The sequence below is a fragment of the Intrasporangium sp. genome (genome assembly GCF_039812505.1).
Classification (GTDB): Bacteria; Actinomycetota; Actinomycetes; order Actinomycetales; family Dermatophilaceae; genus Intrasporangium_A.
Genome location: NZ_JBDIAQ010000017.1, coordinates 1 through 26,208, shown reverse-complemented (window position 1 = coordinate 26,208; position 26,208 = coordinate 1). Strand labels below are relative to the sequence as shown.

The window sequence follows — 26,208 nt, the reverse complement described above, 5'->3', positions numbered from 1 at the left end:
TCTCCTCCCGCGACGAACAGCCTTGCGGATCAGGCTAGGACGGGCCCGTCGGGGGCGACATCCCCTGCTGGGTACAGGCTGGGTAGAGGTGGTCTGTACCGTCCGGTCGCCGCGCGGCGAGCCGTTCCTCAGCGCTCCCGCTGCTCCGCGCTCGGCGAGCCGAGGCCGTGCCGGATGACGTAGCCGGCGGCCTGGATGCGGTTGTCCATGTGCAGCTTCTCGAGCGCGTTGTGCACGTGGTTCTTGACCGTGCCCTGGGTGATGACGAGCCGGCGGGCGATCTCCAGGTTGCTCAGGCCCTCGGCGACCAGACGCAGGATCTCCAGCTCCCGGGGGGTGAGCGAGCCGGCCTCCTCGGCGCTCGGGTCCGGTACGCGCGGGCCGGTGCCGTCACGCAGCTCGCGCAGCAGGGGTCCGGCCACCCGCGGCGAGATCGGCGTCTCGTCGCGCATCACCGACCGGACCATGTCGTAGAGCTGCTCGGGCCGCAGGTCCTTCAGCAGGTAGCCGTGGGCGCCGGCGCGCAACGCCTCGAGCACGTCGTCCTCGACGTCCGAGACGGTGAGCATGATGATCTTGACGTCCAGGACCTGGTCGCGGATCAGCCGGGCCGCGTCGACGCCGTTCATGACGGGCATGTCGACGTCGAGGATGACCAGGTCGGGACGCAGCACCCGGGCCTGCTCGACCCCGACCAGCCCGTTCTCCGCCTCACCGACGACGTCCATGTCCGGCTGGGCGCCGAGCAGGGCGGCGATGGCGCCCCGGAACAGCGGCTGGTCGTCGACGACCAGGATGCGGATGGGCTCGCTCATCGGCTGCCCCGTGACCCGCGGGCGGCGTACGGACGCTCGGGGACGGAGATCCTGATCGCCGTGCCGCGGCCGGCGGTGGAGTCGATGTCCACCGTGCCCCCCAGCAGCGCCGCGCGCTCGCACATCGTGCCCAGGCCGTAGCCGTCCTTGGCCGCCAGCGTCGCGCCGGCGTCGAACCCGACACCGTCGTCCTGCACGACGACGCTCGTCGTGGCGCCGTCGTCGCGGATGCTGACGGTGACCGACCCGGCGCGGGCGTGCTTGCGCACGTTCGTCAGGGCCTCCTGCACGATCCGCAGGACCTGCACCTCGGCCCGCGGCGAGAGCGACACCTCGTGACCGACCTCGTTGACCAGGGTGGCGGCCACCCCGGACTGGGCGGAGTACGCCCCGAGGTATGCGCTCAGGTTGTCCTCCAGGCTGCGGCTGGCATGCTGGTGCGCCGCACGCAGGCCCAGGATCGCCTCACGCACGTCGCGGTAGGCCTCCGCGCACACGTCGGCCAGGGCCTCGACCTCACCGGCCACGTGGGCCGGGACCACTCCGTCGACGTTCGTCCCGAGGGCGCGCAGCCGCAGGTGCACGGCGCCGAGCACCTGCGCGAGGCTGTCGTGCATCTCCCGGGCGATGCGGGCCCGCTCGTTCAGGACCTCGCGCTGCTTGGCGCCCTCGCGCATCTGGGCACCGGTCAGGGCGATCCCGACGAGGCTGGCAAGCGCCGCGAGGAACCCCCGGTCGCGCGCCGAGAACGCCGTGCCGCCCGACCGTGCGACCCAGATCTCGCCGAGCGCGTCGGCGCCGCCGGGCACGGCGCGCCGCGCGACGTTCGTCCAGCGCGCCACGTCCATCGCGTCGGATGCCGCTGGGCCGCCGCCCCCCGTGGCGACCGGATGCGCGGGCAGACCGTGTGCGACGAGGGCGGCGCCGTCGGGGCGGATCCACGCGGCCTGCGGGTCCGACTCGATCCCGATGGAGCGGGTCGTCTCGGGCGTCACGGTGATCGCGGCCGCGTCCGCGTCCAGCAGGGCGACGGCATGCTTCGCGACGGCGTCCAGCACGGGTGTCGTGGGCTCCTGGTGCGAGATCCGCAGCAGGATGTCGTAGAAGGCGTGCCCCTCGGCCTGGCGCCGGTTCAGGTCCCAGACGGCGTCGGCGAGCTGGACCGCGCAGGCGATCTGCGTGGTCAGGCTGGACAGGGCCGCACCGCCGATCCGGTCGGTGACGTCGGCTCCCGCCGGGTACCAGATGGCCAGCCGCCCGACCGTCGTGGGCCCGTTGGACATGGGCACGTCGAGGCTCGGGCCGGCCTGTGCCGGCGCGCTGCCCAGCACGAACTCGTGCAGCTGCTCGTCCCGCGGCGGTTGCCCGGCCGCGTCGAACAGGCGGATCGCCACCCGGACGGCACCCTCGGCCCCGAGGATGGCGCGAAGGGCGCCGTCGGCCACCGCGGCCACGCTGGACTCCCCCTGGATGGCCGCCGCCACGGCGTTGGCCGTCGTGAGGTCGCGGTTCTGGCTGAGGACCTGTCGCTCGGCCCGGTCGATGAGCCGGAACATGAGCACCGAGAAGACGACGATGCCGATGATGACCAGCCCCAGCGTCGACACCCGCCAGAGCCCGAAGTTGCCCGGGGACCAGTAGCCCTTGCGCTCGAGCAGGGAGCGCACCACCTCGAGGGCGACGACGAAGGCCACCGGCAGGACGATCCCGAGGGCCCGCAGCCGGCTGCCGGCCAGCCGGCCGCTGCCGCGCGCAGCCGGGACCACAGGTGCCGGGTCGTCGGCAGCCGCGTGGACGGGCCCGGCCGCACCGGCCGGGCCGGGGTCGGGGGTCTGCTCGCCGATGGCTTCCCGGGTGCTGATCTGCCGCTCCTTCGCCGGTCCGGTGCCTCCGTCAGGCCCCGAGTCTAGGACGCCGGTCCCGTGGGTTCACCTCGGACGCACCGGGGCGAGCCGGCGGCGCCACGAGGACGGCAGCCGTGCCCGGGAGCGGACGCGACCCGCGGCGGCTGTACCCGCTGTACCCAATCTGTGCCGGTCGGCGGATGGCCCACCACATCGCTCAAAAAGACACTGGATGCCACAAAACCAGCACCGACCGGCGCACGGCGCAGGACGAGGAGCAGGCGAGGAGCAGGCGGCATGTCCGACCACCAGGGCACGATGACCGATCCGGCGAGGCCGGCGAGCGTCCGGAGCGACCTGTTGCTCCGGCTCGGGCTCGAGGCGACCGCGGACGACCAGCAGGTCGCCGGCACCCATGACCGGATCGTCGCGTACCTGGACGCGGCTCCCGACGAGATCAGCGGCTGGACCGAGCGCCGGCGGCACGAGGTCGACCGGATCTTCGCGCTGCTCACCGGTCCGGAGTCCGCGCTCGAGGCTCGGGCCGGTCGGACCGGGCCGCACGGACCTGCTGCGGCCAGGGCACACCGCGGTGCCACGAACCGCACGCTGCTCGGCGTCGTCGCCGCCCTGGTGGCCGTCGGCGTCGTGCTCGGCGTCTACTGGACGGGCCGGCCCGCGGTCCCGGCCACCTCCACCCCCGTGGCGCAGACCGGGGCCGGCCAGACGGCTCCGCCGCCCCTGGACCGGGCCCGGCTCGCCCAGCTCACCGCGAAGGTGAAGGCCGACCCGAAGGACGTGGTCTCGCTGCAGTCCATCGCCGACCTGCACTTCACCGCCAACGGCTGGGCCGAGGCCCGGGCGGCGGCCCAGCGGGTGCTGGACGTCGACCCGGAGAACGAGCAGGGCCTGGTCACCCTGGGGGCGGCCGCCTTCAACGGTGGGGACCCGGCCGCCGCCGAGCAGGCCTGGCAGACCGGCGTCCGGCTGCACCCCGGAAACGCCGAGCTGCACTACGACCTCGGCTTCCTCTACATGACGACCGGACGCACCGCGCAGATGCGCTCCGAGTGGGCCAAGGTCGTCGAGCTCGCGCCGAACAGCGAGATCGCCAAGGCCGTCCAGTCCCAGGTCGGCCCCGTCACCACCCCGTCCGGCACCCCGGCCGGGTGAGCCACCCGCGACGACCGTGGAAGCAGCCCCGACATGACCGGAAACATCAGCCTCGCCGTCGCCTTCGCCGCGGGCCTGGTCTCCTTCGCGTCGCCCTGCTGCCTGCCGCTGGTGCCGGCCTACGTCAGCTACCTGGTCGGCGGCTCCACCGGCGACGGCCGACCGGTCGGCAGCCGGGTGCCGCGGCGCACCACCCTGCGGCAGGCGGTCGCGTTCGTCCTCGGCTTCACCGTCGTCTTCGTCGCGCTCTGGGCCTCGATCGGGCTGATCGGCTACGCGCTTCGCGACCAGGCCGACATGCTGCGCCGGGTGGGCGGGTCGGTCCTGGTCGTCATGGGCCTGCACGTGGCCGGGCTCATCTCGCTGCCCGTGCTCGGCCGCCGAACCGGGCCGCGCGCAGGCATGCTGCTGCGCCGCCGCCCGGACGGGACCGTCGAGCCCGGGACCCCGGGAGTCGGCCGGTCGGTCCTGTTCGGCGTCGTCTTCGCCGCCGGCTGGACGCCCTGCGTCGGCCCCATCCTCAGCGGGATCATCGGTCTGGCCGCGCTCCGCTCCGACGTCGGGCAGGGGGCCGTCCTGCTCGTGGCCTACTCGCTCGGGCTGGGCCTGCCGTTCATCCTCGTCGCGCTCGGCGCCGACGCCGTGCGGGTCCGGCTGGCCTGGCTGGCCCGGCACGAGGCCGTGGTCTCGGTGGCGACCGGCACGCTCCTGGTCGTGGTCGGCTTCCTGATGATCACGAACCTGCTGGTCAGCCTGTCCCGGTTCTTCCCCACCTTCGCCGTCTGAGAGAGGCCCCGAGATGACCACCACCGCCAAGCGCCCCCCGGAGACGAAGGCGCAGCCTGCCGCACACGGCGACCGGCACCGGCCCGGCGACCATCCCGAGCACGGCGTCGACGTCCTCGACGAGCTGCCGCGTCAGGAGCGTCGCCGCCGGCAACGTCCGCTGCGGCGCGCCTGGGTGTTCCTGATCTCGATGCGCACCGGCCTGTGGATCATCCTCGTGCTCGGCATCCTGACCCTGCTGGGCACCCTGCTCACCCAGGCGCCTCCCGAGGTCCGTGCGGACCCGCAGGCCTACCAGGAGTGGCTGGCCGGCGACCCGACGGAGCGCTACGGGGGGTGGGCGGCGATCCTGGGCCGGCTCGGCCTGTTCCACGTCTTCTACACGTGGTACTTCCGCGGCCCGTTCGCCCTGCTCAGCCTGAGCATCCTGGCCTGCTCGGTCAACCGGGCCCCGCGGCTCTGGCGGGTCGCCACCCGCCCCCGCACGTCGATGAGCGCGGCCTTCTTCCACCACGCCCCGCTGCGCGCCACGGTCGACCTGCCGTGCGACGTCGCGACTTCCGCCGACCGGGTTCGGGCCGCCTTGCGGGCCAAGCACTTCCGCGTGCTCGAGGGCACCGCGAAGGAGGGCGCGGATGTCTACGGCGAGCGGTTCCGCTGGGGCCCGTTCGGCACGGTGGTCGCCCACCTCAGCGTCATCGTCGTGCTGCTCGGCTTCGTGGTCTCGGCCACCACCGGCTTCAAGGACAACGACGTGATCGCGCCGGTGGGGGTCCCCGTCGAGGTCGGGCACGGCACCGGCCTCGTGGTCAAGGCGCTCTCGTTCGCCGACACGTACCACGAGGACGGCCGGCCCAAGGACTACGTGTCCGACCTGGTCGTCACCAAGGACGGCCGGCAGGTCGCCCGCCAGCAGACCCGGGTGAACTCACCGCTCATCTACGACGGCGTGTGGTTCCACCAGGCATTCTTCGGGATCGGCGCCGACATCACCGTCACGCAGGGCGGCAAGCAGCTCTTCGCCCAGTCCGTCCCGCTCGAGTGGCAGTCGAAGGACGGCCAGCAGAGCATCGGCCGGTTCGGCATCCCGTCCACGGGCGTCACGGTCTTCGTCATCCAGGCCGCCTCGGGACAGGTCCTGGCCGACCTGCCCGCGGGCTCGACCCTGCTCGAGGTGCACCAGGACGGCGTCGAGGCGCCGGTCGGCGTCCCGGTCGTGAGCCAGGGCCAGTCGGCCCAGGCCGCCGGGCTCACCTTCACCTACGAACGCAACCGGCAGTACACCGGCCTGATCATCAAGCAGGACAACGGGTCCGGGCTCGTGTGGCTCGGCTCGGCCCTGTTCATCATCGGCTGCTACCTGGTGTTCTTCATGCCCCACCGGCGCCTCTGGGTGCGGGTGCGCGACAACGCCGACGGGACCAGCCGCGTCATGCTCGGCGCCCCGCTCAAGCGAGACCCCGCGTTCGAGCCCGTGTTCCACCAGATCGTCGCCGGCATCAAGGCGTCCGACCGCTGAGTCGGACCCCACCCACGAGGAGCCCAGACCATGCTCAGCTATTCGCAGTTCACGTTCGTCGCAGCCCTGATCACCTCCGTCCTGGCCGCGCTCGCCTACTTCTGGGCGATGGCGGCGGGGCACCGGGCGAGCCTGGTGGGGGCCCGCCCCCGCGGTCGGGTCCGGGTCGGCGCCGCCGGGGGCGACCTGATCGACGACCTCGACTCGATCCCGGGAGCGGCCGACCCGGACGAGCCGGTCACGGTCCGGGACTCCGGTCCGTCCGCAGCCCGGCTCGCGAGGTACGCCACCTGGCTGAGCTGGCTCGCCCTGGCCTTCCTGACGGTGACCCTCGTGCTGCGCATGACCGCCACTGGACACGGCCCCTTCGTGAGCCAGTACGAGTTCGCCACGGCGGCGGCGTGGGGGATGCTCGCGGCCTACACGTACTTCGAGTGGCGCTACCACGCACGGACGCTCGCGCTGTTCGTCCTGCCGCTCGTGGTCATCGCGCTCGCCTACGCCGGCACGCAGAAGACGACGGCGGAGCCGCTGATCCCGGCGCTGCAGAACAGCCTGCTGCTCACCCTGCACATCATCGTCGCGGTCTTCGCCTACGGCGCCTTCTCGGTCTCCTTCGCGGCTGCCGCCCTCGACCTCTGGACCCCGCGCCGGTGGCGCCACCTGATCCCGACCTCGGAGGTGCTCGACCGGCTCGGCTACCGGGCCGTCGTCATCGGCTTCCCGCTGGACACCATGGTCGTGGTCATCGGCGCGGTCTGGGCCGAGATCGCTTGGGGCAGCTACTGGAGCTGGGACCCGAAGGAGACGGCCTCGCTGGTCACCTGGCTGATCTACGGGGGCTACCTGCACGCCCGGGTCGCGCGCGGCTGGACCGGCAGGCGGGCCGCCTGGCTGCTCGTCATCGGCTTCGCCAGCGTCGTGCTGACCTTCATGGGCAACAGCTTCTTCGGCGGCCTGCACAGCTACACCTGACCCGTCGGGCGCGACCACCGGACTCCCCGACCACCCGCACGACCAGAGCCGCACCCGGCGAAAGGAGGCGAGCGAGATGTCCGACCGCACCCTGCCCGGCGCACCCGGGACCGGGACGCCCCCGGACGAGCTCTTCGACGAGGACTACCTGCTCGACGCTCCCCCGCCGAGAGCCCCCCGACCGGCACCCCCGAGGACCCGCTCCGGCGGCATCGACGCGCTGGCCGAGCCATCGGCCCGGGGCACCGGCGCCGGTCCCGCCCCGGACGTCCGGCCCGGCCTGCGCGAGCGCATCCGGGCCAGCCGGTACGGGACCATCGTCGTGCTGCTCGTGACTGCGGCCCTCGTGGCCGGCGGGACGTGGGTCGTCGACGCCATGCGCTCCGCCGGCACCACCGCGGCGGCCGGCACCGCCGCCGTGAGCCTTCCCGGTCGGTCCACGGCGCCCCCGCCCAAGGTCGGTGCGCCGGCCCAGGACTTCACCCTGACCGCGATCGACGGCACGCGGGTCTCGCTCGCCGAGCTGGCCGGACGGCCGGTCTGGGTCGTCTTCGGCGCGAGCTGGTGCGCGGCCTGCCAGGCCGAGGTTCCCGACATCGAGGCCGCCTATCGACAGCACCGCTCGCAGGGCCTGGCCGTCATCGGCGTCAACATCTCCGAGGGAGAGCAGGCCGTGCGCGACTACGCGCAGCGCGTCGGGATCACCTTCCCGATCGGCGCCGACACCGGCTCCGCGGTCGCGGACACCTACCGGGTCTCGGCGATCCCGGCCCACTTCTTCATCGACGCGGACGGAGTGCTGCGCGAGCGCCGGGAGGGTGCCGTGTCCCCCGAGACGATCACCACGTCACTGAGAGGTGTGATGACGCCATGAGCGCAGCCCGGCCGCTCCGGTCCGTCACCGCGCGGGCACGGAAGGGAGGCCGCCATGTCCGGTAGCCGACACCTCGTGGACCGGGCGGAGGTCTGGCTCGGCGTCCACGACGCGAGCATCATGCTGGGCGTCTCACCGGCCACCCTCCGACGGTGGAGCGCGGCCGGGAAGGTCCAGGCCTTCACGACTCCCGGCGGCCACCGACGCTACGCCTGGTCGATGATCCAGCAGCTGCTCCACCAGCCGCCCGGAGGGCTGTCGCTGTCGGCCCTCGGCGAGTCACGCGAACGGCTGGCCCGGACCGTCGAGCGCCACGTGTCGACGGTCTGTCGTGACATCGCCTGGCTGCAGACGGCCGACGAGGAGACCAGGTGCCTGCTGGCGCTCTCCGGCCGGGCCATGGTCGACGGGCTGCTCGGCTATGTCGACGCGCACTCTCCGGACGAGCGGGACGCGGCGATCCGCCCGGCCGTGGAGGCCGCGGCCCTGCACGGGCGCGTCACCGCCGCCCACCACGGCGACCTCGGCGAGACCGTGGCGGCGCTGCACCACTTCCGGGGGCTGTTGGTCGGCGAGCTGTCCGAGCTGGCCTGTCGCCACCGGCTCGAGATCTCGCAGACGACGCGGCTGCTGGCGCGGACCGACGACGGCGTCGACCGCCTCGTGGTCGCCCTCGTCGGGTCGCACGCGGCCGTCACGGAGGCCGCCGAGGCTGTCGGGTGAGACGGGGCCCACCCGGCTACAGGCTCACCGCGGCACCCATGGACACGGTCCGGCTGCTGGGCAGGCGGTAGTAGTCGGCCGGCGAGGCGGCGTTGTGGGCCAGCCCGACGAAGATGCGCTTGCGCCAGGCGGACATGTGCCGCGTCGGGCCGCGCGAGATGGTGATCCGGGACAGGAAGTAGACCGCCTCGTCGGGGTCGACGGGCACCCCCTGCTCCCGGGCCAGCGCGAGCGCCCGGGGGACGTTCTGGTCGTCCTGGAAGCCGTAGTGCAGGTCGACGTGGACGATGCCGTCCCCCCCGGCCCCCACCGCGTGCCAGCGGATCCGGTCCGAGGCGGCGACGTGCGGGACGACCTCGGAGACGGTGCGCACGATCACGATCCGCTCGTGCACGACGTGGTTGAGCCGGAGGTTCTCGCGCAGCGCCAGCGGGGTGGTGTCCTCGGCCGGGTGCATGAACACGGCCGTCCCGGGGACGCGGGCGTACGACTCGGTGTGCAGGTCCTCGAGGAAGTCCGCGAGCGGGCCCTCCATGTTGCGCCGCTTGCGCGTCACGATCGCGGCACCCTTGCGCCAGGTGAGCATGATCGTCGCGACGATGATCGCGATGACGATCGGCAGCCAGCCGCCGTGGACGATCTTGGTCAGGTTGGCGGCGAAGAAGGTGACCTCGAGCAGGCCGAAGAGCGCGCCCACCCCCGCCAGCCGCCAGCGGCCCCAGCCCCAGGCCGCCTCCGCCTGGATCAGGAACAGCGTCGTGGTGAGCAGGAAGGTGCCGGTGACGGCCAGGCCGTAGGCCGTGGCCAGCCGGGCCGAGGACTCGAAGATGAGCAGCAGCAGGATGACGCCGCCGTACAGGACCCAGTTGATGACCGGCACGTAGATCTGCCCGCCCTCGACCTGGGAGGTGTGTCGCACCGTGAGCCGCGGCAGGTAGCCGAGCCGCTCGGCCTGCCGGGAGACCGAGAAGGCCCCGGAGATGACCGCCTGCGAGGCGATCACGGTCGCGCCGGTCGCGAGCACCACGAGCGGGAAGGCGGCCCACCCCGGCGCGAGCAGGTAGAACGGGTTGGTGACGGCCGTGGGGTGGCGCAGCACGAGGGCGCCCTGACCGAGGTAGTTCAGCGTCAGGCACGGGAAGACCAGCCCGAACCAGGCCCGCCGGATCGGCGAGCGCCCGAAGTGACCCATGTCGGCATAGAGCGCCTCCGCCCCGGTGATGGCCAGCACGACGGCCCCCATGGCGACGAAGGTGATGTAGGGATGGTCGACGAAGAAGAGGATCGCCCACGTCGGCGACAGCGCTGTCAGCACGGCCGGGTCACCAACGATCCCGCCGACGCCGAGGAGCGCCAGCACGACGAACCAGGCCACCATCACCGGCCCGAAGATCCGCCCGACGCGGTGGGTGCCGGCCCGCTGGCCGAGGAACAGCAGGGTGATGATGAGCGCACCCAGCGGCACCTCGAGGGGACGTAGCGACGGGGCGGTCACCGACAGGCCCTCGATCGCCGACAGCACCGAGATCGCCGGGGTGATGACGCTGTCACCGTAGAACAGCGACGCGCCCACGACCCCGAGCAGCATCACCAGCACGGACCGGCGTCCGCCCGGACGCACCCACCGCCGAGCCAGCGCGGCCAGCGCCATGACCCCGCCCTCGCCGTCGTTGTCGGCGCGCAGGATGAAGGCGACGTACTTGACCGACACGATGATCGTGACCGACCAGAACACGAGCGAGATCACGCCGTACACGTCCCCGTGGGTCGGGCGCACGATGCCGCCGTCGATGGTGAAGACCGTCTGGAACGCGTAGAGCGGGCTGGTGCCGATGTCGCCGAAGACGACGCCGAGGGCACCCAGCGCGAGGACGGTCCAGCCGGTGCGGGGATGCCCGTGCATTGCCCTCATCCTCGGCATTATCCACGTCCGGGCCCAGCCGTGGCTGGTATGCCGCCGAGCCACCCGGGCGCAGCCGTGCCGTCGCGTGCGAGGCGGGGAACCGCGCGTGCGGGACGGAGGGCGACGCGCGTGCGGGGCCGGTCGCGCCGCCCCGGGCCGGGCGGCATACCCGACGGGTCACCCACCCTGCGGGGTGGCTCTGCCCTCGGTCTGCGCGAGCACGATCCCGACCATCACCTCGTGGAACCGCTGGGGCTGCTCGAAGATGGGGCGGTGCCCAGAGGTGTCGAGCACGACCAGCTGCTTGTGGGGAGCCTGCAGCAGCCCGAACCACTCGTCGGCCAGGACCGCACGGCCACGCGCCTCGAACGCCCCCTGCACGAGGTAGACGGGCACCTCGAGCCTGGTCGCGCTCCGCCGGAAGTCGATGTCCTGCAGCTGCGGGTACAGGATCGTGAACACGTCGAGGAACGCGCCGAGGTTGTGCACCTGCTCGAGCAGGGTGTACTCCTCGACGAACAGGTTCTCCGAGAAGCCGCCCGCACCCTCGGAGTTCGGGCCGTGGTCGTAGGGGTAGACCTGTTGCTCGTGGGACAGGGCGGTCTCGTAGTCGAGGACGTCCGCGTAGGGGGGCGGGCCGATCGCGGTCAGCTCGCGGGCGAGCGCCTCGTCGCCCACCCGCCTGGCCCAGGCGAGGGTGTCGGCACGGAAGATCCGGTCGGTCTCGCGCTGGCTGACCATCTGGCCGACCCCGACGAAGGCCCGGTAGAGCGCGGGCGAGTCCTGCACGGCGAGCACGCCCAGGGTCGAACCCCAGGACTGCCCGACCAGATAGATCCGGTCGGTGTCGAACCGGTCCCGCAGGTAGCGGCTCACCTCGACCACGTCGGCGACGGCACGCTTCAGGGTCATGGTCTCGACCGGCTCGAGCTGGTGGTGGGAGGTGCCGGTGCCGCGCTGGTCGAACGTCGCCACGACGAAGTCCTCCTCGAGGCCCTGGGCGTGGCGGCGCATCGCCCCGAGCTCGCTGCCGCCGGGGCCACCGGCCAGGAACAGGAGCACCGGGTCGGTGACGTCGTGGCCACGGATCATCAGGCCCAGCTCGTGACCGCCGACCTCGACGCGGACCAGCTCGGCGATGCTGCCGGGCAGGGGCCGGCCGTCGGCCCCCGGGATCGGCGCGGTACGGGCCGGCCGGGCCAGGGCCACCCCGAAGAGCACCAGACCGAGGCAGAGCAGGGCCGTCACGGTGCGGCGCAGGTAGCGCGTCCCGCGGGCGGGCGGGCGCCCACCGGGCGATGCCCGGCCGGTACGGGTGGCGGCCGCGCCGAGCGTGGCACCGAGAGCCAGCGGGGACAGCGTCAGCAGGGCCAGGAACCCACGCCCGACCAGCAGCGCGATAACGCCGTAGGTGCTCGTCGGCGCGACCGCGTCCACCGTGGGGCCGCTCGCCCCGACCCGCACCAGCTCGAACACCACCCCGAAGACGGTCGGGGCCACCAGGATCGCCCAGCGGGAGCGCGTGAGGTAGCCGGCGAGCAGACCCGCCCCGAAGCTTGCGGTCAGGGTGGTCAGGGCCTGGGCCGTGGTCACCGGGCCCCGCGGCAGCGCCAGCCCGAGAGCCACCCCGTAGGCCGCGGTCGCCAGCACCCCGCCCACGGCGCGCGCGCGACGACCCCGCCACGCCGAGACCGCGGCGGCCGGCCGGGTCGCGGACGGGGCCGGCCCCGGCCGCGTCGGTCGGTCGAGGCCCGTGCGGTCCGGCGCCGTCACCGTCGTCCCCCGCGACCCTGCAGCCAGGTCGTCACGGCGGGCGCGACGAGCGTCCACAGCGGGACCAGCAGCCAGATCCGCCCCGCGCTCAGGTCGTAGTCGGCCAGCAGCGTCGCCCAGGGCTTGCCCTGCACGTAGTGGCCGAGCCCGAACTCGAAGCCCAGCGTGAGGACCACCCAGAGCACCCCGACGCGCAGCGCGACCCGCACGGTGGGCAGGGGCAGCCGCCGGCACAGCCACCAGATGTATCCGGCCAGCAGGAGCACCAGCGCCAGGGTCGAGACCTGGCGCGCACCCGTCGCGCCCAGCCAGGGCACGAGGACGAGCTCGCGAACCGTGCCGTTGGCCACCGCCAGGACGGCCCCGCCGGTCCAGGCGGCCGTCCAGGCGGACCAGCGCCGGCGCGTCATCCGGGCCGGACGCTCGCCGGTGGGACGACGACCCCGGAGGGCGGGGTGCCGGTTGGGGCTGGTCGTGGTCATGGTCCGCTCCTCGGTGCCTGGCGCCCGCGTCGGCCGGACGCGCGGTTCGGCGAAGGGGGCAGCGCGGCCGGCTCGTACCGGAGCGCCCTCCGGGTCCTCCGGCGCCAGCACACCCCGGTCGGGCCGGGGCCCGCCAGGGCCGAACGTCCCGCCGATCCGGCTGGGCCCGCAGCACCGGTGGGTATGCCGCCCGCTGCGCCGGATGACGTGCGGGACCTTCGACACTGGTGGGGCGTGCGGCGGCGGGCTCTGCTTGGGTCATGGCCGAGTTCGGGGTCGCGGCGCCGGTGGAGCGGGCCAGTCCGGCCGACCGCGCGTTCCTGGCCATGGACCGCGGCCCGGTCCCGGAGCAGGTGGCTGCCGTGCTGTTCTTCGGCGCCGCGGCCGCACCGGACCTGGGCACCTTGCGCGCGGTGCTGGCGGGTCGGGTGCCGCGGGTCCGGCGGCTGCGCCAGCGTCTGGTGCCCAGCCCCTTCGGGTGCGGCGGACCCGTCTGGGTCGACGACGACAGGTTCGAGCTCGCTCGCCACGTCACCGGCCGGACGTGTGCGGACACCGGCGAGCAGGCCGTGCTGGACGAAGCGTTGTCGGTGGTGACCCGACGCCTGCCGCGGGACCGGCCGCTCTGGTCGGCGACGCTGCTGTCCGACCCGGACGGGCGGTCCCTCGCCCTGGTCGTGGTCCTGCACCACGCGCTGGCCGACGGCGCAGGCGGCCTGCTCGTGCTGGGGGCCCTGGCCGACGACCAGTCCGAGGACTCCCGCCGCCCGGCCGACCCGGGCGGGCCGTTCCCGCGTGCGCGGCCGAGCACGGCGGTGCTCGCCGGGACGGCGCTCCGCAGCCGGATTCGCGGGTTGGCCCACCTGGCCGCCTCGACGAGGCTGCTGCGCCGGGCGATGCAGGCCGCCGGGGGCGTGCACCCGCCGCGCCTGCCGAACCGGACGCTGCTGCGGCCCACCGGGGCGTCCCGACAGGTGCGGTGTCTCCGGCTACCACGCGCGCAGCTGAGCCTGGCGGCGCGCGCGGCCGGCGGCAGCACGAACGACGCGGTCCTGGTGGCGGTGGCCCGAGCCCTGCGGTCGGTGCTGCCCGCGTCTGACGGGCAGCCGGACCCCGTGGTCGTCGCCGTCCCGGTGTCCGGGCGTAGCCGGGCCGCGGACTCGCCACCCGGCGCGGGTCGGCAGCTGGGCAACCTGGTCAGCCCGATGCTCGTCGCGGTGCCGTCGACCGGCCCGGTGGCTGCGGCCGTCTCGGACGTGGCGGCGCAGGTGCGCCGGCACCGCGCGGCGGCCGCCGGGCCGCCCCCGATCGCCATCCTCGGGTGGCTCTTCCGGCCGTTGGCCGCCATGGGCGGCTTCCGGTGGTACCTGCGCCACCAGCGTCGGATGCACACCCTGGTCAGCCACGTGCGCGCTCCCGTGCAGCCGGTTCGACTGGCCGGCCATCCGGTGGTCGCTGCCGCTGCCCTGGCCGTGGGCGAGGCCGGGAACATGCCCGTCTACTTCGAGGTGCTCGACTACGCCGGCACCCTGACCGTGACGGTGGTCACGGACCCCGACCACTTCCCCGAGGCCGACCGGCTGGTGCGCGAGCTCGAGTCGGAGCTGCGCGGCATCGCGTCACCGATCCGGAGCGAACCACCGCCCGGGCGAGGGGACGGCAGGGTCAGAGCAGGATCGTGAAGAGCCGCACCAGCGCGCCGGCGAACAGGACCGACCCGCAGCCCACCGCGGCCTGACCGAGCCCACCGAGCAGCGCCGGCTGGAGGGCGAGGACCCGTCGCAGGGACCACGAGATGGTCGCAGCGGCGGCGCCGATGCCCAGAGCCCCCAGCGTGGTCAGCTGGTCCGACCACGACACCGTGAGCGCGGCCACCCCCATGCCGGCCAGCAGCACGACGAACCCGAGGAACGGGCGCAGCACGCGGACCGGCGCGAGCAGGTCGCCCGCGACGCCGACCGCCACGGCCAGCATCGCCACCACGATGACCGGGCGCGAGCCGGGCTCGTGGGTGCTCACCACGAGCAGGGCACCACAGGCCAGCAGGACGAGCCCGCCGAGCGCGGCCAGGAGCGAGAGCACGAGGCCCTCGCGTGGTGGCGGCCGCAGCAGCTGGTGGAAGAAGGCCGCGACCATCCCGAGCGCCACGGCCGCAGGCAGCCACCGCAGGTCGTCGCGGACGGTGGCCGCGAGCATGGCGACACCGGCGATCGCGAGGACGACCGACGAGGCGAGCGGCGATCGCGACGCGCCCACCGCGGGCCACCCCAGCACGACGACCAGGGTCAGGGCGGCGACCACACCGAGCACGGCGGCATACCCCGAGGGCGACGCGACGAGCACGGCCACCGCGCCCAGCACGGTCACGACCACGGACCAGGGACGTACCCGGTCACCCGACACCGGTGACAACGGCAGGCGCAACGGGCCGTGCTCCTCGGGCCCGCCGGGCGGGTCCTCGACTGCGGGATCGGTCACCGGCCCCACTCAGCCTCCCGCGAAGGGCGGCAGCACCTCGACCGTCGCGCCCTCCTCGAGCCGGGCCGACCGGTCGGCCGCGAGCCCGTCGACGAGCACGGTGCAGGCCGCGACGACGCCGGCCAGTCCCGGGTGGCGGCCGACGGCGGCATCGAGCACACCCCCGACCGTCCGGCCCGCCTGGCGCTCGGTCGCCGTGCCTGCGGCCTCGCGCGCCGCGGCCCAGTAGCGCACCGTGACCGTCGGCGCCCCGGGGGGGCTGCCGGGGCCCGCCTCCGGAGTCGTCTCAGCGGCTGTCGACACCGCGCACCTTCCTCTCGGGTCGTCTCGTGGCGCCGTCCGGACCGACGGGCCGGCTCCAGTCTCTCGTATCCTGCTCGCAATGGCCCGGTTGCTGCTGCTGACGAATGCGCTGGCCCCCAGCGCCGACGTCCTGCCTGCGCTCGGGCTGCTCGCCCACCCGGTCCGGGTGCTCGCCGCCGAGGCTACCGCGCTGGTGGACGCCCCCGCGTGCGACGTCGTGCTCGTCGACGCCCGGCGCGACCTCGCGGCGGCCCGCTCGCTGTGCCGGGTGCTGCGCGCGACCGGCACGACCGCGCCGCTGCTGGCCATCCTGACCGAGGGCGGGCTGGCCGGTCTCACCGCCGAGTGGGGGGTCGACGACGTCGTGCTCGAGACGGCCGGCCCGGCCGAGGTCGACGCCCGCATCCGGCTCGCCCTGACCCGCGACCAGCCGGGGTCCGGCGAGCTGGACACCCCGATCACCTCGGGCGAGCTGGTCATCGACGAGGCCAGCTACTCGGCCAGGCTGCGCGGGCAGCTGCTCGACCTGACCTACAAGGAGTTCGAGCTGCTCAAGTACCTCGCCCAGCACCCGGGCCGCGTGTTCACCCGGGCCCAGCTGCTCCAGGAGGTCTGGGGGTACGACTACTACGGCGGCACCCGCACCGTCGACGTGCACGTGCGGCGGCTGCGGGCCAAGCTCGGGCCCGACCACGAGTCGCTCATCGGCACGGTCCGCAACGTCGGCTACCGTCTCGTCGTGCCCGTCCCGTGACCGCCCTGTGATGGAATCGCCGTATGCCCGAGGTCACGATCGAGCGCCGGGACGCGCGGTCCCCCCTGTCCCCGGCCGAGTCCCACGCGATCCTGCGGCTCGCCGAGCGCGCCCGCGAGGCCGACGGCAGCGCCGCGCTGTCCGAGCAGTTCCGCCTGTCCGTCGAGTCCCGCGACGACCGCAGCGCCACGCACCTGCTCGCGTATGCCGCCGAGCGGGCCCTCGCCGGCTACGCGCAGTCCCGCTCGGGCGGGCCGGGCGAGCCCCCCTCGGCCGAGGTGGTCGTCGACCCGGACCGGCGTGGCGGCGGGGTCGGTGCCGCGCTGCTGACCCGGCTGCCGGCCGGCGTGCGGCTGTGGAGCCACGACCCGGCCGGTGCCGCGACGGCCTTCGCGCGGGCGCAGGGCTTCGTGCCGGTCCGGGAGCTGCACTTCATGGGGCGCTCGCTGACCTCCGGGCCGGCCTGGCCCGCGGCCCGGCTCCCCGCAGGCTTCACCGTCCGCTCGTTCGAGCCGGGTCGTGACGAGCGCGAGTGGCTCCGGGTCAACGCCGCCGCCTTCGCCCACCACCCCGAGCAGGGCGCCCTCGGGATGCCCGACCTCGAGCAGCGGATGGCCCAGCCGTGGTTCGACCCCGACGGCTTCATCCTGCTCGTGCGGCAGGACGAGCCCGACCGGATCGCCGCGTTCCACTGGACCAAGGTCGACCCGCCCAGCGGCCGGCGTGGGGAGGTCTACGTCGTCGGGGTCGCCCCCGAGCACCAGGGGCTCGGGCTCGGCAGGGCGGTCACGATCCTGGGCCTCGACCACCTGCGCAACCAGGGCCTGGACGACGTGGTGCTGTACGTCGACGACGACAACGCCGCGGCGCTGCACACCTACCTCGGCCTCGGGTTCCACGACCTGCAGGTCCACCGCCAGTTCGCCCGGCCCTGAGCCGGCCCCGACCCGGCCGACCGCCCACCACCCGGGAATCGGTGTCACGATGGGCACATGAGCACGAGCAGCCTCGAGCAGGTGACGTCCGACGACGCCGGGACCGGGCCGGGAGAGGCCGGGACCGACCCGGGCGGCCCGGCCCCCGACCTCGTCACGGAGGCGGTCAGCTCGTTCGCGAGTGCCGTGCCGGCCCCCCGGCTGCCGGCCCGGGCCCCCAACGGCCGGTTCGTCGGCCTCGCGCCGGCGACCCCCTCCCCCCGCCCGGAGCAGGAGCTGCCGGCTGACCGCTTCCTCGAGCGCGAGCTGTCCTGGCTCCAGTTCAACGAGCGGGTCCTGCAGCTGGCCATGGACCCCTTGGTGCCGCTGCTCGAACGAGCCCGGTTCCTGGCGATCTTCTCGAGCAACCTCGACGAGTACTTCATGGTCCGGGTCGCCGGTCTCAAGCGCCGGATCGCGACCGGCCTGGCCGTCCGGACCGCCGCGGGCATCGAGCCGCGCGAGCTGCTCGACCGCGTGGCGCGGCTCGCGCACGAGCTGATGGCCCAGCACGCCGACGTCTTCCTGCACGACGTGCGCCCCGCCCTGGAGACCGAGGGCATCGAGATCATCCGCTGGGACGAGCTGGACGAGGCGGCCCGGCAGCCGCTGCACTGGTTCTTCTCCGACCGCGTCTTCCCCGTGCTGACCCCCCTCGCGGTCGACCCGGCGCACCCGTTCCCCTACATCTCGGGCCTGTCGCTGAACCTCGCCGTGCTGCTGGAGAACCCCAAGACGGGCGTCGAGCACTTCGCCCGGCTCAAGGTGCCGCCGAACCTGCCCCGGTTCATCGAGATCGCCGACCGGCCGGACGCCGCCGGCACCGAGGGCGCCGGCCACCACAAGCGCTTCGTCCCGCTCGAGGACGTCATCGCAGCACACCTCGACCAGCTCTTCCCGGGCATGACGGTGCTGGAGCACTTCACCTTCCGCGTCACCCGCAACGAGGACGTCGAGGTGGAGGAGGACGACGTCGAGAACCTGCTGACCGCGCTCGAGAAGGAGCTGACCCGGCGCCGGTTCGGCCCGCCGATCCGCCTCGAGGTGGACAAGGAGATGGACCCGCGGGTCCTGGAGATGCTGACCGGCGAGCTGCAGATCAGCGAGCGGGAGCTGTACCGGCTCCCGACCCCCCTGGACCTGACCGGCCTGTGGGGCCTGACCGACGTGGACCGCTCCGACCTCGAGTACCCGAAGTTCGTCCCGCGCACCCACCCCGACCTCGCGCCGACCGAGAGCTCGCAGCCGGGCGACATCCTCGCCGCGATCCGGCACAAGGACGTGCTGGTCCAGCACCCGTACGACTCGTTCTCGACCTCGGTGCAGTCCTTCATCGAACAGGCGGCCGCCGACAAGGACGTCCTGGCGATCAAGCAGACGCTCTACCGGACCTCGGGCGACTCCCCCATCATCGACGCGCTCATCGACGCCGCCGAGGCCGGCAAGCAGGTGCTGGCCGTCGTCGAGATCAAGGCCCGGTTCGACGAGGTCAACAACATCTCCTGGGCCCGCAAGCTGGAGCAGGCCGGGGTGCACGTCGTGTACGGCGTCGTCGGGCTCAAGACCCACGCCAAGCTCTGTCTGGTGGTGCGCCAGGAGCCGGAGGGGCTGATCCGCTACTCCCACATCGGCACCGGCAACTACAACCCCAAGACGGCCCGGATCTACGAGGACTTCGGCCTGTTCACCTGCGACCCGCAGGTCGGCGAGGACATGTCGCGCCTGTTCAACCAGCTGTCGGGCTTCGCGCCGCGCAGCAAGTTCAAGCGGCTGCTCGTCGCGCCGCGCAGCGTCCGGTCCGGTCTGGTGGACCTCATCGAGGAGGAGGTGGCCCTGCACGCGAACCGGGGCGAGGGACAGCCCCCCGGCCGCGTCGCCATCAAGGTCAACTCGATCGTCGACGAGGCGGTCATCGACGCGCTCTACCGCGCCTCGCAGGCCGGGGTCCGCGTCGACCTGTGGGTGCGGGGCATCTGTGCCCTGCGCCCCGGGGTGGCCGGCCTGTCCGAGACGGTTCGGGTCCGCTCGGTGCTGGGCCGCTTCCTCGAGCACTCGCGGCTGTTCTGGTTCGACCACGGCGGCGACCCGCAGGTCTACATCGGCAGCGCCGACATGATGCACCGCAACCTCGACCGGCGCGTCGAGACGCTCGTGCGGATCACCGACCCGGGGCACCTGACCGAGCTGGCCCAGCTGTTCGCCCTCGGGTTCGCCGACTCGAGCTCGCGCTGGGACCTGGGGCCGGACGGGCGCTGGGTCCGGCACGCCACCGACGAGGCCGGTGAGCCGCTCGTCGACATCCAGGCCAGGCTGGCCGAGCGGCACGACAAGCGGCGCCGCAAGGCCCGGCGCCGCTGAGCCGGGTGGCCTCCTCCATCCCGGCCGCGGGGACCCTGCCGTGGCGTCGCCGCGACGGCCGGCTCGAGGTCGCCCTCGTGCACCGGCCGAAGTACGACGACTGGTCCTGGCCCAAGGGCAAGCTCGACCCCGACGAGCTGCCGTGCCTGGCCGCGGTCCGCGAGACCCTCGAGGAGACCGGGCTGCAGGTCCGGCTCGCCGCGCCCCTGCCGCCGTCGGAGTACCCCCTGCCCGACGGGGCCGGCGGGCTCGCCAGCAAGCACGTCGACTACTGGGCCGCGGTCGTCACCGGGGGCCACGGCCGTCTCGAGCACGAGATCGACGCGCTCGACTGGGTCGAGGTCGGCGCCGCCCACGACCGGCTGGACTACTCGCGTGACCGGGAGCAGCTGCGCGCGCTCGTGCGGGCCGAGCGCGACGGTCGCCTGGACACCTGGCCGCTGGCGCTCGTCCGGCACGCCAGGGCCCGGCCCCGCGAGGCCTGGCGCGGCGACGACCGGCTCCGGCCGCTGACCGCGGCGGGCACCCGGCAGGCGGCCACGATCGCCGGGGTGCTGGCGGCATACGGCATCTCCCGGCTGGTCACCTCACCCTCCGTGCGCTGCTCGGCCACCCTCGAGCCGTATGCCGCCCGCGCCGGGCTGCGGCTGCGCGCGAAGGACGGCCTCTCCGAGGAGGGGTATGCCGCCGACCCCGCCCGGGCGGCACGTCACCTGGCCGCGGCGTTGCGGCGCGCTACCCCCGCTGCGCTGTGCACCCACGGGCCGGTCCTGCCCGACCTGCTCGGGCGCCTGGTCGAGCTGGTCGCCGACGACCTCCCGCGGGCCGAGGCGTGCCGCGAGGAGCTGGCGGGGGCGGCGGACGAGCAGATGCGCAAGGGCGAGGTGCTGGTCTGCCACGTCCACGGACGGGCCGAGGCCGCGGCCGTGGTCGCGGTCGAGCGCATCACCTGCTGAGCGCGGACCCTCGCCCCGGCCACCCTCGGCGCCGGACGGCTGCGTCCCGGCCCGACGTCAGAGGCGCCCCCAGAACGTGACGTACCACGCGATCATCGCGACCAGGGCGGCCCCGGGGAAGGTGAAGATCCACGCGCCGACGATGTTGCCGGCCACCCCCCAGCGCACCGCCGAGAGCCGCTTGGTCGCGCCGACGCCCATGATCGCCGAGGTGATCGTGTGCGTCGTCGAGATCGGCGCCCCGAAGCTCATCCCGGCGACGTAGAGGATCCCGGCGGCGGTGGTCTCGGCGGCGAAGCCCTGCGGCGGGGTGAGGTGGATGATGCGCCGGCCCAGGGTGCGCATGATCCGCCAGCCGCCCGAGTAGGTGCCCAGGGAGATGACGATGGCGGACAGCACCAGGACCCAGACCGGGATGTGCGACCCCTCGTGGTGGCCGGCGACGCTCAGCGCCAGCACGACGACGCCGGCGGTCTTGGAGGCGTCCTGCAGGCCGTGCCCGAAGGCCATTGCGGCCGCGGAGAGGGTCTGGGCCCAGCGGAAGCCACGCTGGACCTTGCCGGGCTGGGCGTGCCGGAACAGCCAGAGGATCGCGGTCATGACCAGGTAGCCGAGCAGCAGGCCGGCGACCGGCGAGACGATCATCGGGATGATGACCACCATCAGGATGTTGAACCACTGCACCCCGACCCCGGCGACGACGGCGGCGCCGGCCAGGCCGCCGATGAGCGCGTGGGACGACGAGGAGGGCAGCCCGAACCACCAGGTGATCAGGTTCCAGCCGATCGCGCCCACGAGGGCGGCGCCGACGAGCCACAGGCCACGCACGCCCACGGGCTCGTCGATGATCCCGGACCCGATGGTCTTGGCCACCTTGGTGCCGAAGAAGGCGCCGACGAGGTTGGCGACCGCGGCCATGAACAGCGCGGCACGGGGGGTCAGGGCCCGGGTCGAGACCGACGTGGCGATGGCGTTCGCCGCGTCGTGGAACCCGTTGGTGTAGTTGAAGCCCATCGCCAGCGCGATGACGATGCCGATGGGCAGCAGGTCCAGCACCGGTTACGACTCCTTGACGGCGATGCCCTCGACGAGGTGGGCAACCTTCTCGAACGAGTCGGCTGCGTCCTCGAAGCCGTCGATTATCTCCTTGGCCTTCATCACGTGGATCGCGTCGTTGCCGTTGTTGAACAGTCCCGCGAGCATCTTGCGGTGCAGGTCGTCGGCCTGGTTCTCCAGACGGTTGATCTCGATCCAGTAGGAGGACAGGTTCTGCAGCGAGCGCAGCCTGGGCATCGCCTCCGCGGTGACCTCGGCCATGCGCGAGAGGATCTCGAACTGGCCGGCCAGACCGCTGGGCAGCTCGCCGATCCGGTAGAGGCAGATCAGGTCGGCCGCCTCCTCCATGTGGTCCATGCAGTCGTCCAGGTGGGCGGCCAGGCCGTGGATGTCCTCGCGGTCGAAGGGTGTGATGAACGAGCTGTTGACCCGCTTGATGATCGCGTGGGTCGCGTCGTCGGCCTCGTGCTCGAGCTCCTTCAGGCGGTCGGCGATCGGCTGGCGGTCGGACGGGGCGGCCTCGAGCAGCCTGGTGAGCTCGCGGGTGGCCTGGACGAGCAGATCGGCTGACGTGGCGAAGAGCGAGTAGAAGCTCGTCTCCTGGGGTGTGAGGCGTAGGCCCACGGCTGGCTCCGGTCGCTGGACGGCTGGTCGGGACGATGCTATGCCGTCCGGTGCACGTCGGCGCAAACCAGCGGCCCGCTGGCGCGCCCGGCGGACGTCAGCCGTCGGCGGGCTCGGCTGCGGACCCGCGCTCGTCGCCGGCGGGCTCGTCGGGGGCCTCGGGCCCGATCCCGAGCAGGGCATCGACCTCGGCGGGGGTGAAGTGGCGGTCGGACGCGGAGGCCGCGACGACGAGGTCGCTGACGAGCTCGATCTCGTCGCGCAGGTCGGCGTCGAGCAGCTCCCCTTCACCCTCGTCCGCACGCGTCATGCAGACAAATCTAGGGTCCGCCGAGACCCGGCGGGGGGCTATCGGTCGACGGATTCCGAGCAGTGCGCCGACCTGTTGCGTCGGGCCGGGAGCGCCTCTCGGCACAGGGCCGCTCTGAGCGGCAGAATTTGGGACCCGGGGCTACCGCGACCCGACGCGCAGTCCAGAATAAGGGTCCGGCGGCCGATCTCGAAAGACTTCCGTCCAGCCGGCAGAACTTCCTTCGAAGACTTCGGTCCGGCCGGACCTGCGTCAGGCCAGGGTGCCGGCCCGCCACAGGTGCGCGCAGGCGGTCAGGTCGCCGGCCATCGCGAGCAGGTTCGCAGCGCCCGCCGCCGCCTGCTCCCCCTCCCCGATGTCGGCGCGCCCGGCGGAGACGACGCGGCAGAACGCGGCGGCCCGCTCCAGCGCCACGGCGAGGTCGCCGGCGAAGACGCCGCGCAGGATCTCGTCGCTGACGCGGCGGACCTCCTCAGGACCCGGCGGCTCGGCCGCGCCCGCGACCACGTGGTTGGGGCCGGTGAACCACACCCCGGCGGCATACTCGCGGCTGGCCTGCTCGGGGGCGCGACGCACCCACTCGTGCAGGACGTAGAGCCGCCACAGCGCCCCGGGCAGGGTCCGGGCGGGCCGCTCCGACCACAGCTCGGCCACCGTCGACAGGCCGATCTCGGCGACCAGCTCGACGAGGCGCTCGGTCAGCTCGGGGTCGGCCGCCGCCCGCCCCGTGTGCACGAGGACCGCGGCGGTCGCGTGGGCGGCGTGCAGCGCCTCGGTCGGGTCGTAGGACCCGCCGTGGGCCTCGAGCGCCGACGGGCTGAAGAACGCCGGCCGGCGCGGCGGCGTACGGCGCTCCTCGTTGCTCACTCCAGCAGGCTAGCCCGCTGGCGGGCCGGCCGGACCCGACCGGCCCTGCCCCGCTCCATCCGGCTCCCGTCCCTCGGTGTCGGGAGGTCGCTCGGTGTCGAGTCCCCCGGGGTGTGGCGGGTCGGGGACGCTCCCGTCCGGCTCGGCCCACGACTCGATGAGGGCGCGCCGGTCGGCGACCGAGGCGAGGATCTCGAAGAGCGTCTCCTGGGCCGGCTCCGGGCCGGGCTCCGCGCGGGCCATCCGGTCGGCGACGTAGGCCGCCAGCTGCGCGACCCGCAGGTTGTGGTTGTTCGAGATGCCCCGCAGCAGCGAGAACGCGGTGTCGGCGTCGACGCCGTAGGCCAGCATCAGCGCACCCTTGACCTGGTCGATCAGCCCCCGGGTGCGGAACGTCTCGGTCAGCGCGGTGGTGACGCCGGCCCGCACGTCGGCGCCGATCTGGGTCGTGACGTCGACGTAGTAGGCATGGACCGTCACGCAACGCCCCTCGGTCAGGATCGACTCGCCCACCGCGAGCACGTCGTGCACGGCCCCCCTGCTGTCGTGGATGCGGTGGCGCGTCGTGAACGGCCCGCCGTGCTGCCACGCCGGGCAGCAGATCCCGTGCACCGTGAGCCGGTCTTCCGGGTGGATGTGCGCGTCCACGAGCGCCAGCGTGGGGACGACCTCGCCCGGCTCGAAGCCGAACAGCCGGTACATCTGCGGGGACCACCACAGCCGGTCGCCGACCGCGTCGTACCGGCATGCTGCCACCGGTGGGGCGCTCGCCTCCGTGAAGTGAGGTGTCGACTCGCTGCGCTTCGGCATCCCGGGCTTCTCCTGGTTCCTGGCCGTCGCCGATCCTGGCCGGCCCGGGCGGACCGGGCAGCGACCGTCGGCTGGTGGCTCAACCACGACCACCCTAACGGGCCCGGCGTGCCCGGGTCGGCGTGGGCACCGGTCGGATCACGGGTCGCCGGACTGCGCGCGCGGGTGGGGGGGTATGCCGCCGAGCCCGCCTCGTGCGCAGGGCCGGGTCGGCGGCGCTGCGAGGTGAGCGGCATACCCCTGTGCGGGTGGCGTCGGGGCGGACCGGTTGCCGGCCGTTCCCCGGTGAGCCCGCGGGCGGGTCGTCGCCGTCGGGTACCAGCCGGCCCGCAGGCGCCGCCCCTGTGGGGCGGCGGGCCGGTACCGGGTCGGGCGGGCAGACGGTCCGGCATACTGGTGGCTGGCGGGTCGGACCCGTGCCGCAGCGACCGGGGCGTGTCGAGGTGGCCGCGACCGGCTCCTGCGGGCCTCTAGCTCAGTTGGTAGAGCATCGGACTTTTAATCCGCCGGTCGTCGGTTCGAGCCCGACGGGGCCCACGTTCGCACCGGTCGATGACGCGGCGACCCGGCGCCCGGACGAGCACCCACAATCCCGCCCCGGCCCGATAGTCGATGGCCAACCACCCCCGCGAGCACCCACAATCCCGCCCCGGCCCGATAGTCGATGGCCAGCCCCCCCCGCGAGCACCCACAATCCCGCCCCGGCCCGATAGCTGGTGGCCAACCACCCCCGCGAGCACCCACAATCCCGCCCCGGCCCGATAGCTGGTGGCCAGCCACCCCCGCGAGCAGCGCACCCGCGCCGTCATGCCGGGTCACCCCTGGCAACACCCGTCACCGCTCGACCGGCGCACACGCCGGGTCGGCCCCCGGGACCACGCCGGCCCGCAGCCGGCCACGTGACGCGCCCGCGCCCTCATGACGGGCACACCGGCCCCTGGTGGGTCAGCTCCAGGTCGAGGGGCTCGACACCGTAGCCCTCGCCGTCCTTGGCGACCTGGTAGCACCCCTGCGCCCAGAACCCGCCACGCACGGACCCGAAGGGCTTGTTGGTCCATTCGATCCTGGTCTTGACGCAGAACCCGGATGCGTCACAGCCGTAGGTCAGCTCGGGCATGCCGGTGCTCAGGTACTCGGGCGCGAGGATCTGGTGGTTGAGCTGCACGGGGTGCCTGCCGACCGAGTCCAGCAGGGTGCGGACCAGCTGGTCCGCCTCCGCGGACTGGTTCCGCACCACCACCACGCCGTCCGGCCCGGCCGGTCTGACAGCCGCCGACCCGGTCGGCCCCTGGGTCGGTCCGGCGACGGTGGGCGCCGCCGGCTGACCCTGCCCGTGGAACCAGCCGGTGACCGCGGTCACCAGGGCGCCGATCGCCAGGATCGAGGTCGCCGCCGCGCCGAGCCAGATCAGCAGCCGCTGGGGGCGGGTCCGCCCGCTCACCAAGCGCTCACCCAACGGCCCCACCGTCGGGCGTTCGCCGGGCCCCTCCGGCGTATGCCGCTCACTCATGTCCCAGCGTAGCGCCCGACCGGGGGTGCCTGTTCTGCCTCACCTTCGAGACGAGGTTCTTCACCCGGCACGGTTTCGCGTCGATCGAGGGCCAGGCGGTCACCGGTGACGTCTACGCCGAGCTGCTGCGCTCGTACGACGAGGGCGTCGCCGAGTTCCTCGACCTGGAGCGGGTCAAACCCAACACCCTCGGCAACACCCGCATGCTGCGCACGCTGTGACGGCCTCTGGGTCAGCACCGGGGGGTTGTGCGTGGTTGTGGCGGCCCTGGCGACCACAACCACGCACAACCGGGGTGGGGCGCCGGTAGCGCTGTCGAGCGGTACCGGTCAGATCGCGTC

General features: G+C 73.7%; 24 protein-coding genes, 1 tRNA gene and 1 pseudogene. 13 read left to right on the top strand and 13 right to left on the bottom strand.

The window, feature by feature from the left end; genetic code table 11:
* Window positions 1-128: 128 nt before the first annotated feature.
* Both WMI84_RS04315 and WMI84_RS04310 read right to left on the bottom strand, forming a co-directional pair.
* Window positions 129-815, bottom strand: a complete 687-nt coding sequence (locus tag WMI84_RS04315; RefSeq protein ID WP_347350779.1) for a response regulator transcription factor — start codon at window positions 813-815, stop codon at window positions 129-131.
* Window positions 812-2,581: a sensor histidine kinase gene (locus tag WMI84_RS04310; protein WP_347350778.1), complete on the bottom strand. Its 1,770-nt coding sequence runs from the start codon at window positions 2,579-2,581 to the stop codon at window positions 812-814. The genes WMI84_RS04315 and WMI84_RS04310 overlap by 4 nt, the downstream gene beginning before the upstream one ends.
* A 375-nt stretch (window positions 2,582-2,956) precedes the next feature.
* Between WMI84_RS04310 and WMI84_RS04305 the strand changes: the two genes are divergently transcribed.
* The 6 genes from WMI84_RS04305 to WMI84_RS04280 all read left to right on the top strand — a co-directional run bounded on the left by WMI84_RS04305 (window position 2,957) and on the right by WMI84_RS04280 (window position 8,709).
* Window positions 2,957-3,832, top strand: coding sequence for a tetratricopeptide repeat protein (locus WMI84_RS04305; protein ID WP_347350777.1), 876 nt, complete (start codon window positions 2,957-2,959; stop codon window positions 3,830-3,832).
* 33 nt (window positions 3,833-3,865) lie between these two features.
* A complete protein-coding gene (locus WMI84_RS04300) occupies window positions 3,866-4,618 on the top strand; it encodes a cytochrome c biogenesis protein CcdA (protein WP_347350776.1) in 753 nt (250 codons plus the stop codon).
* Between the two features lie 13 nt (window positions 4,619-4,631).
* Window positions 4,632-6,137 (top strand): cytochrome c biogenesis protein ResB, encoded by a 1,506-nt coding sequence (locus tag WMI84_RS04295; protein ID WP_347350775.1) that lies wholly within the window; start codon window positions 4,632-4,634, stop codon window positions 6,135-6,137.
* A gap of 30 nt (window positions 6,138-6,167) precedes the next feature.
* Window positions 6,168-7,112, top strand: a complete 945-nt coding sequence (gene ccsB, locus WMI84_RS04290) for a c-type cytochrome biogenesis protein CcsB (protein WP_347350774.1) — start codon at window positions 6,168-6,170, stop codon at window positions 7,110-7,112.
* A 76-nt stretch (window positions 7,113-7,188) separates the two neighbouring features.
* Complete coding sequence (locus WMI84_RS04285) at window positions 7,189-7,986, top strand: redoxin domain-containing protein (RefSeq protein ID WP_347350773.1); 798 nt, start codon at window positions 7,189-7,191, stop codon at window positions 7,984-7,986.
* A gap of 54 nt (window positions 7,987-8,040) precedes the next feature.
* Complete coding sequence (locus WMI84_RS04280) at window positions 8,041-8,709, top strand: helix-turn-helix domain-containing protein (protein WP_347350772.1); 669 nt, start codon at window positions 8,041-8,043, stop codon at window positions 8,707-8,709.
* A gap of 16 nt (window positions 8,710-8,725) precedes the next feature.
* On the opposite strand, the gene WMI84_RS04275 is transcribed toward WMI84_RS04280, so the two are convergent.
* From WMI84_RS04275 to WMI84_RS04265, 3 genes are all read right to left on the bottom strand, one after another.
* Window positions 8,726-10,621 carry a potassium transporter Kup gene (locus WMI84_RS04275; RefSeq protein ID WP_347350771.1) on the bottom strand — a complete coding sequence of 632 codons (1,896 nt, stop codon included), beginning with the start codon at window positions 10,619-10,621 and terminating at the stop codon, window positions 8,726-8,728.
* Between the two features lie 168 nt (window positions 10,622-10,789).
* Window positions 10,790-12,262: an alpha/beta hydrolase gene (locus WMI84_RS04270; RefSeq protein ID WP_347350770.1), complete on the bottom strand. Its 1,473-nt coding sequence runs from the start codon at window positions 12,260-12,262 to the stop codon at window positions 10,790-10,792.
* 119 nt (window positions 12,263-12,381) lie between these two features.
* Window positions 12,382-12,867, bottom strand: a complete 486-nt coding sequence (locus tag WMI84_RS04265) for a hypothetical protein (RefSeq protein WP_347350769.1) — start codon at window positions 12,865-12,867, stop codon at window positions 12,382-12,384.
* A gap of 260 nt (window positions 12,868-13,127) precedes the next feature.
* Between WMI84_RS04265 and WMI84_RS04260 the strand changes: the two genes are divergently transcribed.
* On the top strand, window positions 13,128-14,549 hold the full coding sequence (locus WMI84_RS04260; protein WP_347350768.1) for a wax ester/triacylglycerol synthase domain-containing protein: 1,422 nt from the start codon (window positions 13,128-13,130) through the stop codon (window positions 14,547-14,549).
* Here the strand turns inward: WMI84_RS04260 and WMI84_RS04255 are convergent.
* Both WMI84_RS04255 and WMI84_RS04250 read right to left on the bottom strand, forming a co-directional pair.
* Complete coding sequence (locus WMI84_RS04255; RefSeq protein WP_347350767.1) at window positions 14,533-15,345, bottom strand: hypothetical protein; 813 nt, start codon at window positions 15,343-15,345, stop codon at window positions 14,533-14,535. The genes WMI84_RS04260 and WMI84_RS04255 overlap by 17 nt on opposite strands.
* Window positions 15,346-15,354: 9 nt before the next feature.
* Window positions 15,355-15,648 carry a MoaD/ThiS family protein gene (locus WMI84_RS04250; RefSeq protein ID WP_347350766.1) on the bottom strand — a complete coding sequence of 98 codons (294 nt, stop codon included), beginning with the start codon at window positions 15,646-15,648 and terminating at the stop codon, window positions 15,355-15,357.
* 79 nt (window positions 15,649-15,727) lie between these two features.
* Between WMI84_RS04250 and WMI84_RS04245 the strand changes: the two genes are divergently transcribed.
* The 4 genes from WMI84_RS04245 to WMI84_RS04230 are packed head-to-tail and all read left to right on the top strand — an operon-like array spanning window position 15,728 to window position 20,690.
* Window positions 15,728-16,402, top strand: coding sequence for a response regulator transcription factor (locus WMI84_RS04245; RefSeq protein ID WP_347350765.1), 675 nt, complete (start codon window positions 15,728-15,730; stop codon window positions 16,400-16,402).
* A 23-nt stretch (window positions 16,403-16,425) separates the two neighbouring features.
* The gene (mshD, locus tag WMI84_RS04240; protein WP_347350764.1) at window positions 16,426-17,337 is read left to right on the top strand and encodes a mycothiol synthase; all 912 of its coding nucleotides are present in this window, start codon (window positions 16,426-16,428) and stop codon (window positions 17,335-17,337) included.
* A 57-nt stretch (window positions 17,338-17,394) separates the two neighbouring features.
* Window positions 17,395-19,734 (top strand): RNA degradosome polyphosphate kinase, encoded by a 2,340-nt coding sequence (locus WMI84_RS04235; RefSeq protein ID WP_347350763.1) that lies wholly within the window; start codon window positions 17,395-17,397, stop codon window positions 19,732-19,734.
* A 5-nt stretch (window positions 19,735-19,739) separates the two neighbouring features.
* Window positions 19,740-20,690, top strand: coding sequence for an NUDIX hydrolase (locus tag WMI84_RS04230; protein ID WP_347350762.1), 951 nt, complete (start codon window positions 19,740-19,742; stop codon window positions 20,688-20,690).
* Between the two features lie 57 nt (window positions 20,691-20,747).
* Here WMI84_RS04230 and WMI84_RS04225 read toward each other — a convergent pair whose 3' ends face one another.
* The 5 genes from WMI84_RS04225 to WMI84_RS04205 all read right to left on the bottom strand — a co-directional run bounded on the left by WMI84_RS04225 (window position 20,748) and on the right by WMI84_RS04205 (window position 24,357).
* The gene (locus tag WMI84_RS04225; RefSeq protein ID WP_347350793.1) at window positions 20,748-21,743 is read right to left on the bottom strand and encodes an inorganic phosphate transporter; all 996 of its coding nucleotides are present in this window, start codon (window positions 21,741-21,743) and stop codon (window positions 20,748-20,750) included.
* Between the two features lie 6 nt (window positions 21,744-21,749).
* The gene (locus tag WMI84_RS04220) at window positions 21,750-22,370 is read right to left on the bottom strand and encodes a DUF47 family protein (RefSeq protein WP_347350761.1); all 621 of its coding nucleotides are present in this window, start codon (window positions 22,368-22,370) and stop codon (window positions 21,750-21,752) included.
* A 97-nt stretch (window positions 22,371-22,467) separates the two neighbouring features.
* Window positions 22,468-22,680 carry a hypothetical protein gene (locus WMI84_RS04215; protein ID WP_347350760.1) on the bottom strand — a complete coding sequence of 71 codons (213 nt, stop codon included), beginning with the start codon at window positions 22,678-22,680 and terminating at the stop codon, window positions 22,468-22,470.
* A 252-nt stretch (window positions 22,681-22,932) separates the two neighbouring features.
* Window positions 22,933-23,547, bottom strand: a complete 615-nt coding sequence (locus WMI84_RS04210) for a hypothetical protein (RefSeq protein ID WP_347350759.1) — start codon at window positions 23,545-23,547, stop codon at window positions 22,933-22,935.
* A 9-nt stretch (window positions 23,548-23,556) separates the two neighbouring features.
* Window positions 23,557-24,357 carry a PAS and ANTAR domain-containing protein gene (locus WMI84_RS04205; RefSeq protein ID WP_347350758.1) on the bottom strand — a complete coding sequence of 267 codons (801 nt, stop codon included), beginning with the start codon at window positions 24,355-24,357 and terminating at the stop codon, window positions 23,557-23,559.
* A gap of 464 nt (window positions 24,358-24,821) precedes the next feature.
* Between WMI84_RS04205 and WMI84_RS04200 the strand changes: the two genes are divergently transcribed.
* Window positions 24,822-24,894, top strand: a tRNA-Lys gene (locus WMI84_RS04200).
* 379 nt (window positions 24,895-25,273) lie between these two features.
* Here the strand turns inward: WMI84_RS04200 and WMI84_RS04195 are convergent.
* Entirely contained in the window at window positions 25,274-25,867 is a 594-nt protein-coding gene (locus WMI84_RS04195) for a hypothetical protein (RefSeq protein WP_347350757.1), read from the bottom strand.
* 29 nt (window positions 25,868-25,896) lie between these two features.
* On the opposite strand from WMI84_RS04195, the pseudogene WMI84_RS04190 reads away from it, so the two are divergent.
* Window positions 25,897-26,088, top strand: a pseudogene (locus WMI84_RS04190) (N-acetylglutamate synthase); the annotation flags it as partial.
* Between the last annotated feature and the right edge of the window lie 120 nt (window positions 26,089-26,208).

What these genes read in the sequence shown, in the direction of transcription:
- WMI84_RS04315 (WP_347350779.1), bottom strand. Translation starts at nt 815, where the DNA reads ATGAGCGAGCCCATCCGCATCCTGGTCGTCGACGACCAGCCGCTGTTC.
- WMI84_RS04305 (WP_347350777.1), top strand. Translation starts at nt 2,957, where the DNA reads ATGTCCGACCACCAGGGCACGATGACCGATCCGGCGAGGCCGGCGAGC.
- WMI84_RS04300 (WP_347350776.1), top strand. Translation starts at nt 3,866, where the DNA reads ATGACCGGAAACATCAGCCTCGCCGTCGCCTTCGCCGCGGGCCTGGTC.
- WMI84_RS04295 (WP_347350775.1), top strand. Translation starts at nt 4,632, where the DNA reads ATGACCACCACCGCCAAGCGCCCCCCGGAGACGAAGGCGCAGCCTGCC.
- ccsB (WP_347350774.1), top strand. Translation starts at nt 6,168, where the DNA reads ATGCTCAGCTATTCGCAGTTCACGTTCGTCGCAGCCCTGATCACCTCC.
- WMI84_RS04285 (WP_347350773.1), top strand. Translation starts at nt 7,189, where the DNA reads ATGTCCGACCGCACCCTGCCCGGCGCACCCGGGACCGGGACGCCCCCG.
- WMI84_RS04280 (WP_347350772.1), top strand. Translation starts at nt 8,041, where the DNA reads ATGTCCGGTAGCCGACACCTCGTGGACCGGGCGGAGGTCTGGCTCGGC.
- WMI84_RS04275 (WP_347350771.1), bottom strand. Translation starts at nt 10,621, where the DNA reads ATGAGGGCAATGCACGGGCATCCCCGCACCGGCTGGACCGTCCTCGCG.
- WMI84_RS04265 (WP_347350769.1), bottom strand. Translation starts at nt 12,867, where the DNA reads ATGACCACGACCAGCCCCAACCGGCACCCCGCCCTCCGGGGTCGTCGT.
- WMI84_RS04260 (WP_347350768.1), top strand. Translation starts at nt 13,128, where the DNA reads ATGGCCGAGTTCGGGGTCGCGGCGCCGGTGGAGCGGGCCAGTCCGGCC.
- WMI84_RS04245 (WP_347350765.1), top strand. Translation starts at nt 15,728, where the DNA reads ATGGCCCGGTTGCTGCTGCTGACGAATGCGCTGGCCCCCAGCGCCGAC.
- mshD (WP_347350764.1), top strand. Translation starts at nt 16,426, where the DNA reads ATGCCCGAGGTCACGATCGAGCGCCGGGACGCGCGGTCCCCCCTGTCC.
- WMI84_RS04235 (WP_347350763.1), top strand. Translation starts at nt 17,395, where the DNA reads ATGAGCACGAGCAGCCTCGAGCAGGTGACGTCCGACGACGCCGGGACC.
- WMI84_RS04215 (WP_347350760.1), bottom strand. Translation starts at nt 22,680, where the DNA reads ATGACGCGTGCGGACGAGGGTGAAGGGGAGCTGCTCGACGCCGACCTG.
- WMI84_RS04205 (WP_347350758.1), bottom strand. Translation starts at nt 24,357, where the DNA reads ATGCCGAAGCGCAGCGAGTCGACACCTCACTTCACGGAGGCGAGCGCC.
- WMI84_RS04195 (WP_347350757.1), bottom strand. Translation starts at nt 25,867, where the DNA reads ATGAGTGAGCGGCATACGCCGGAGGGGCCCGGCGAACGCCCGACGGTG.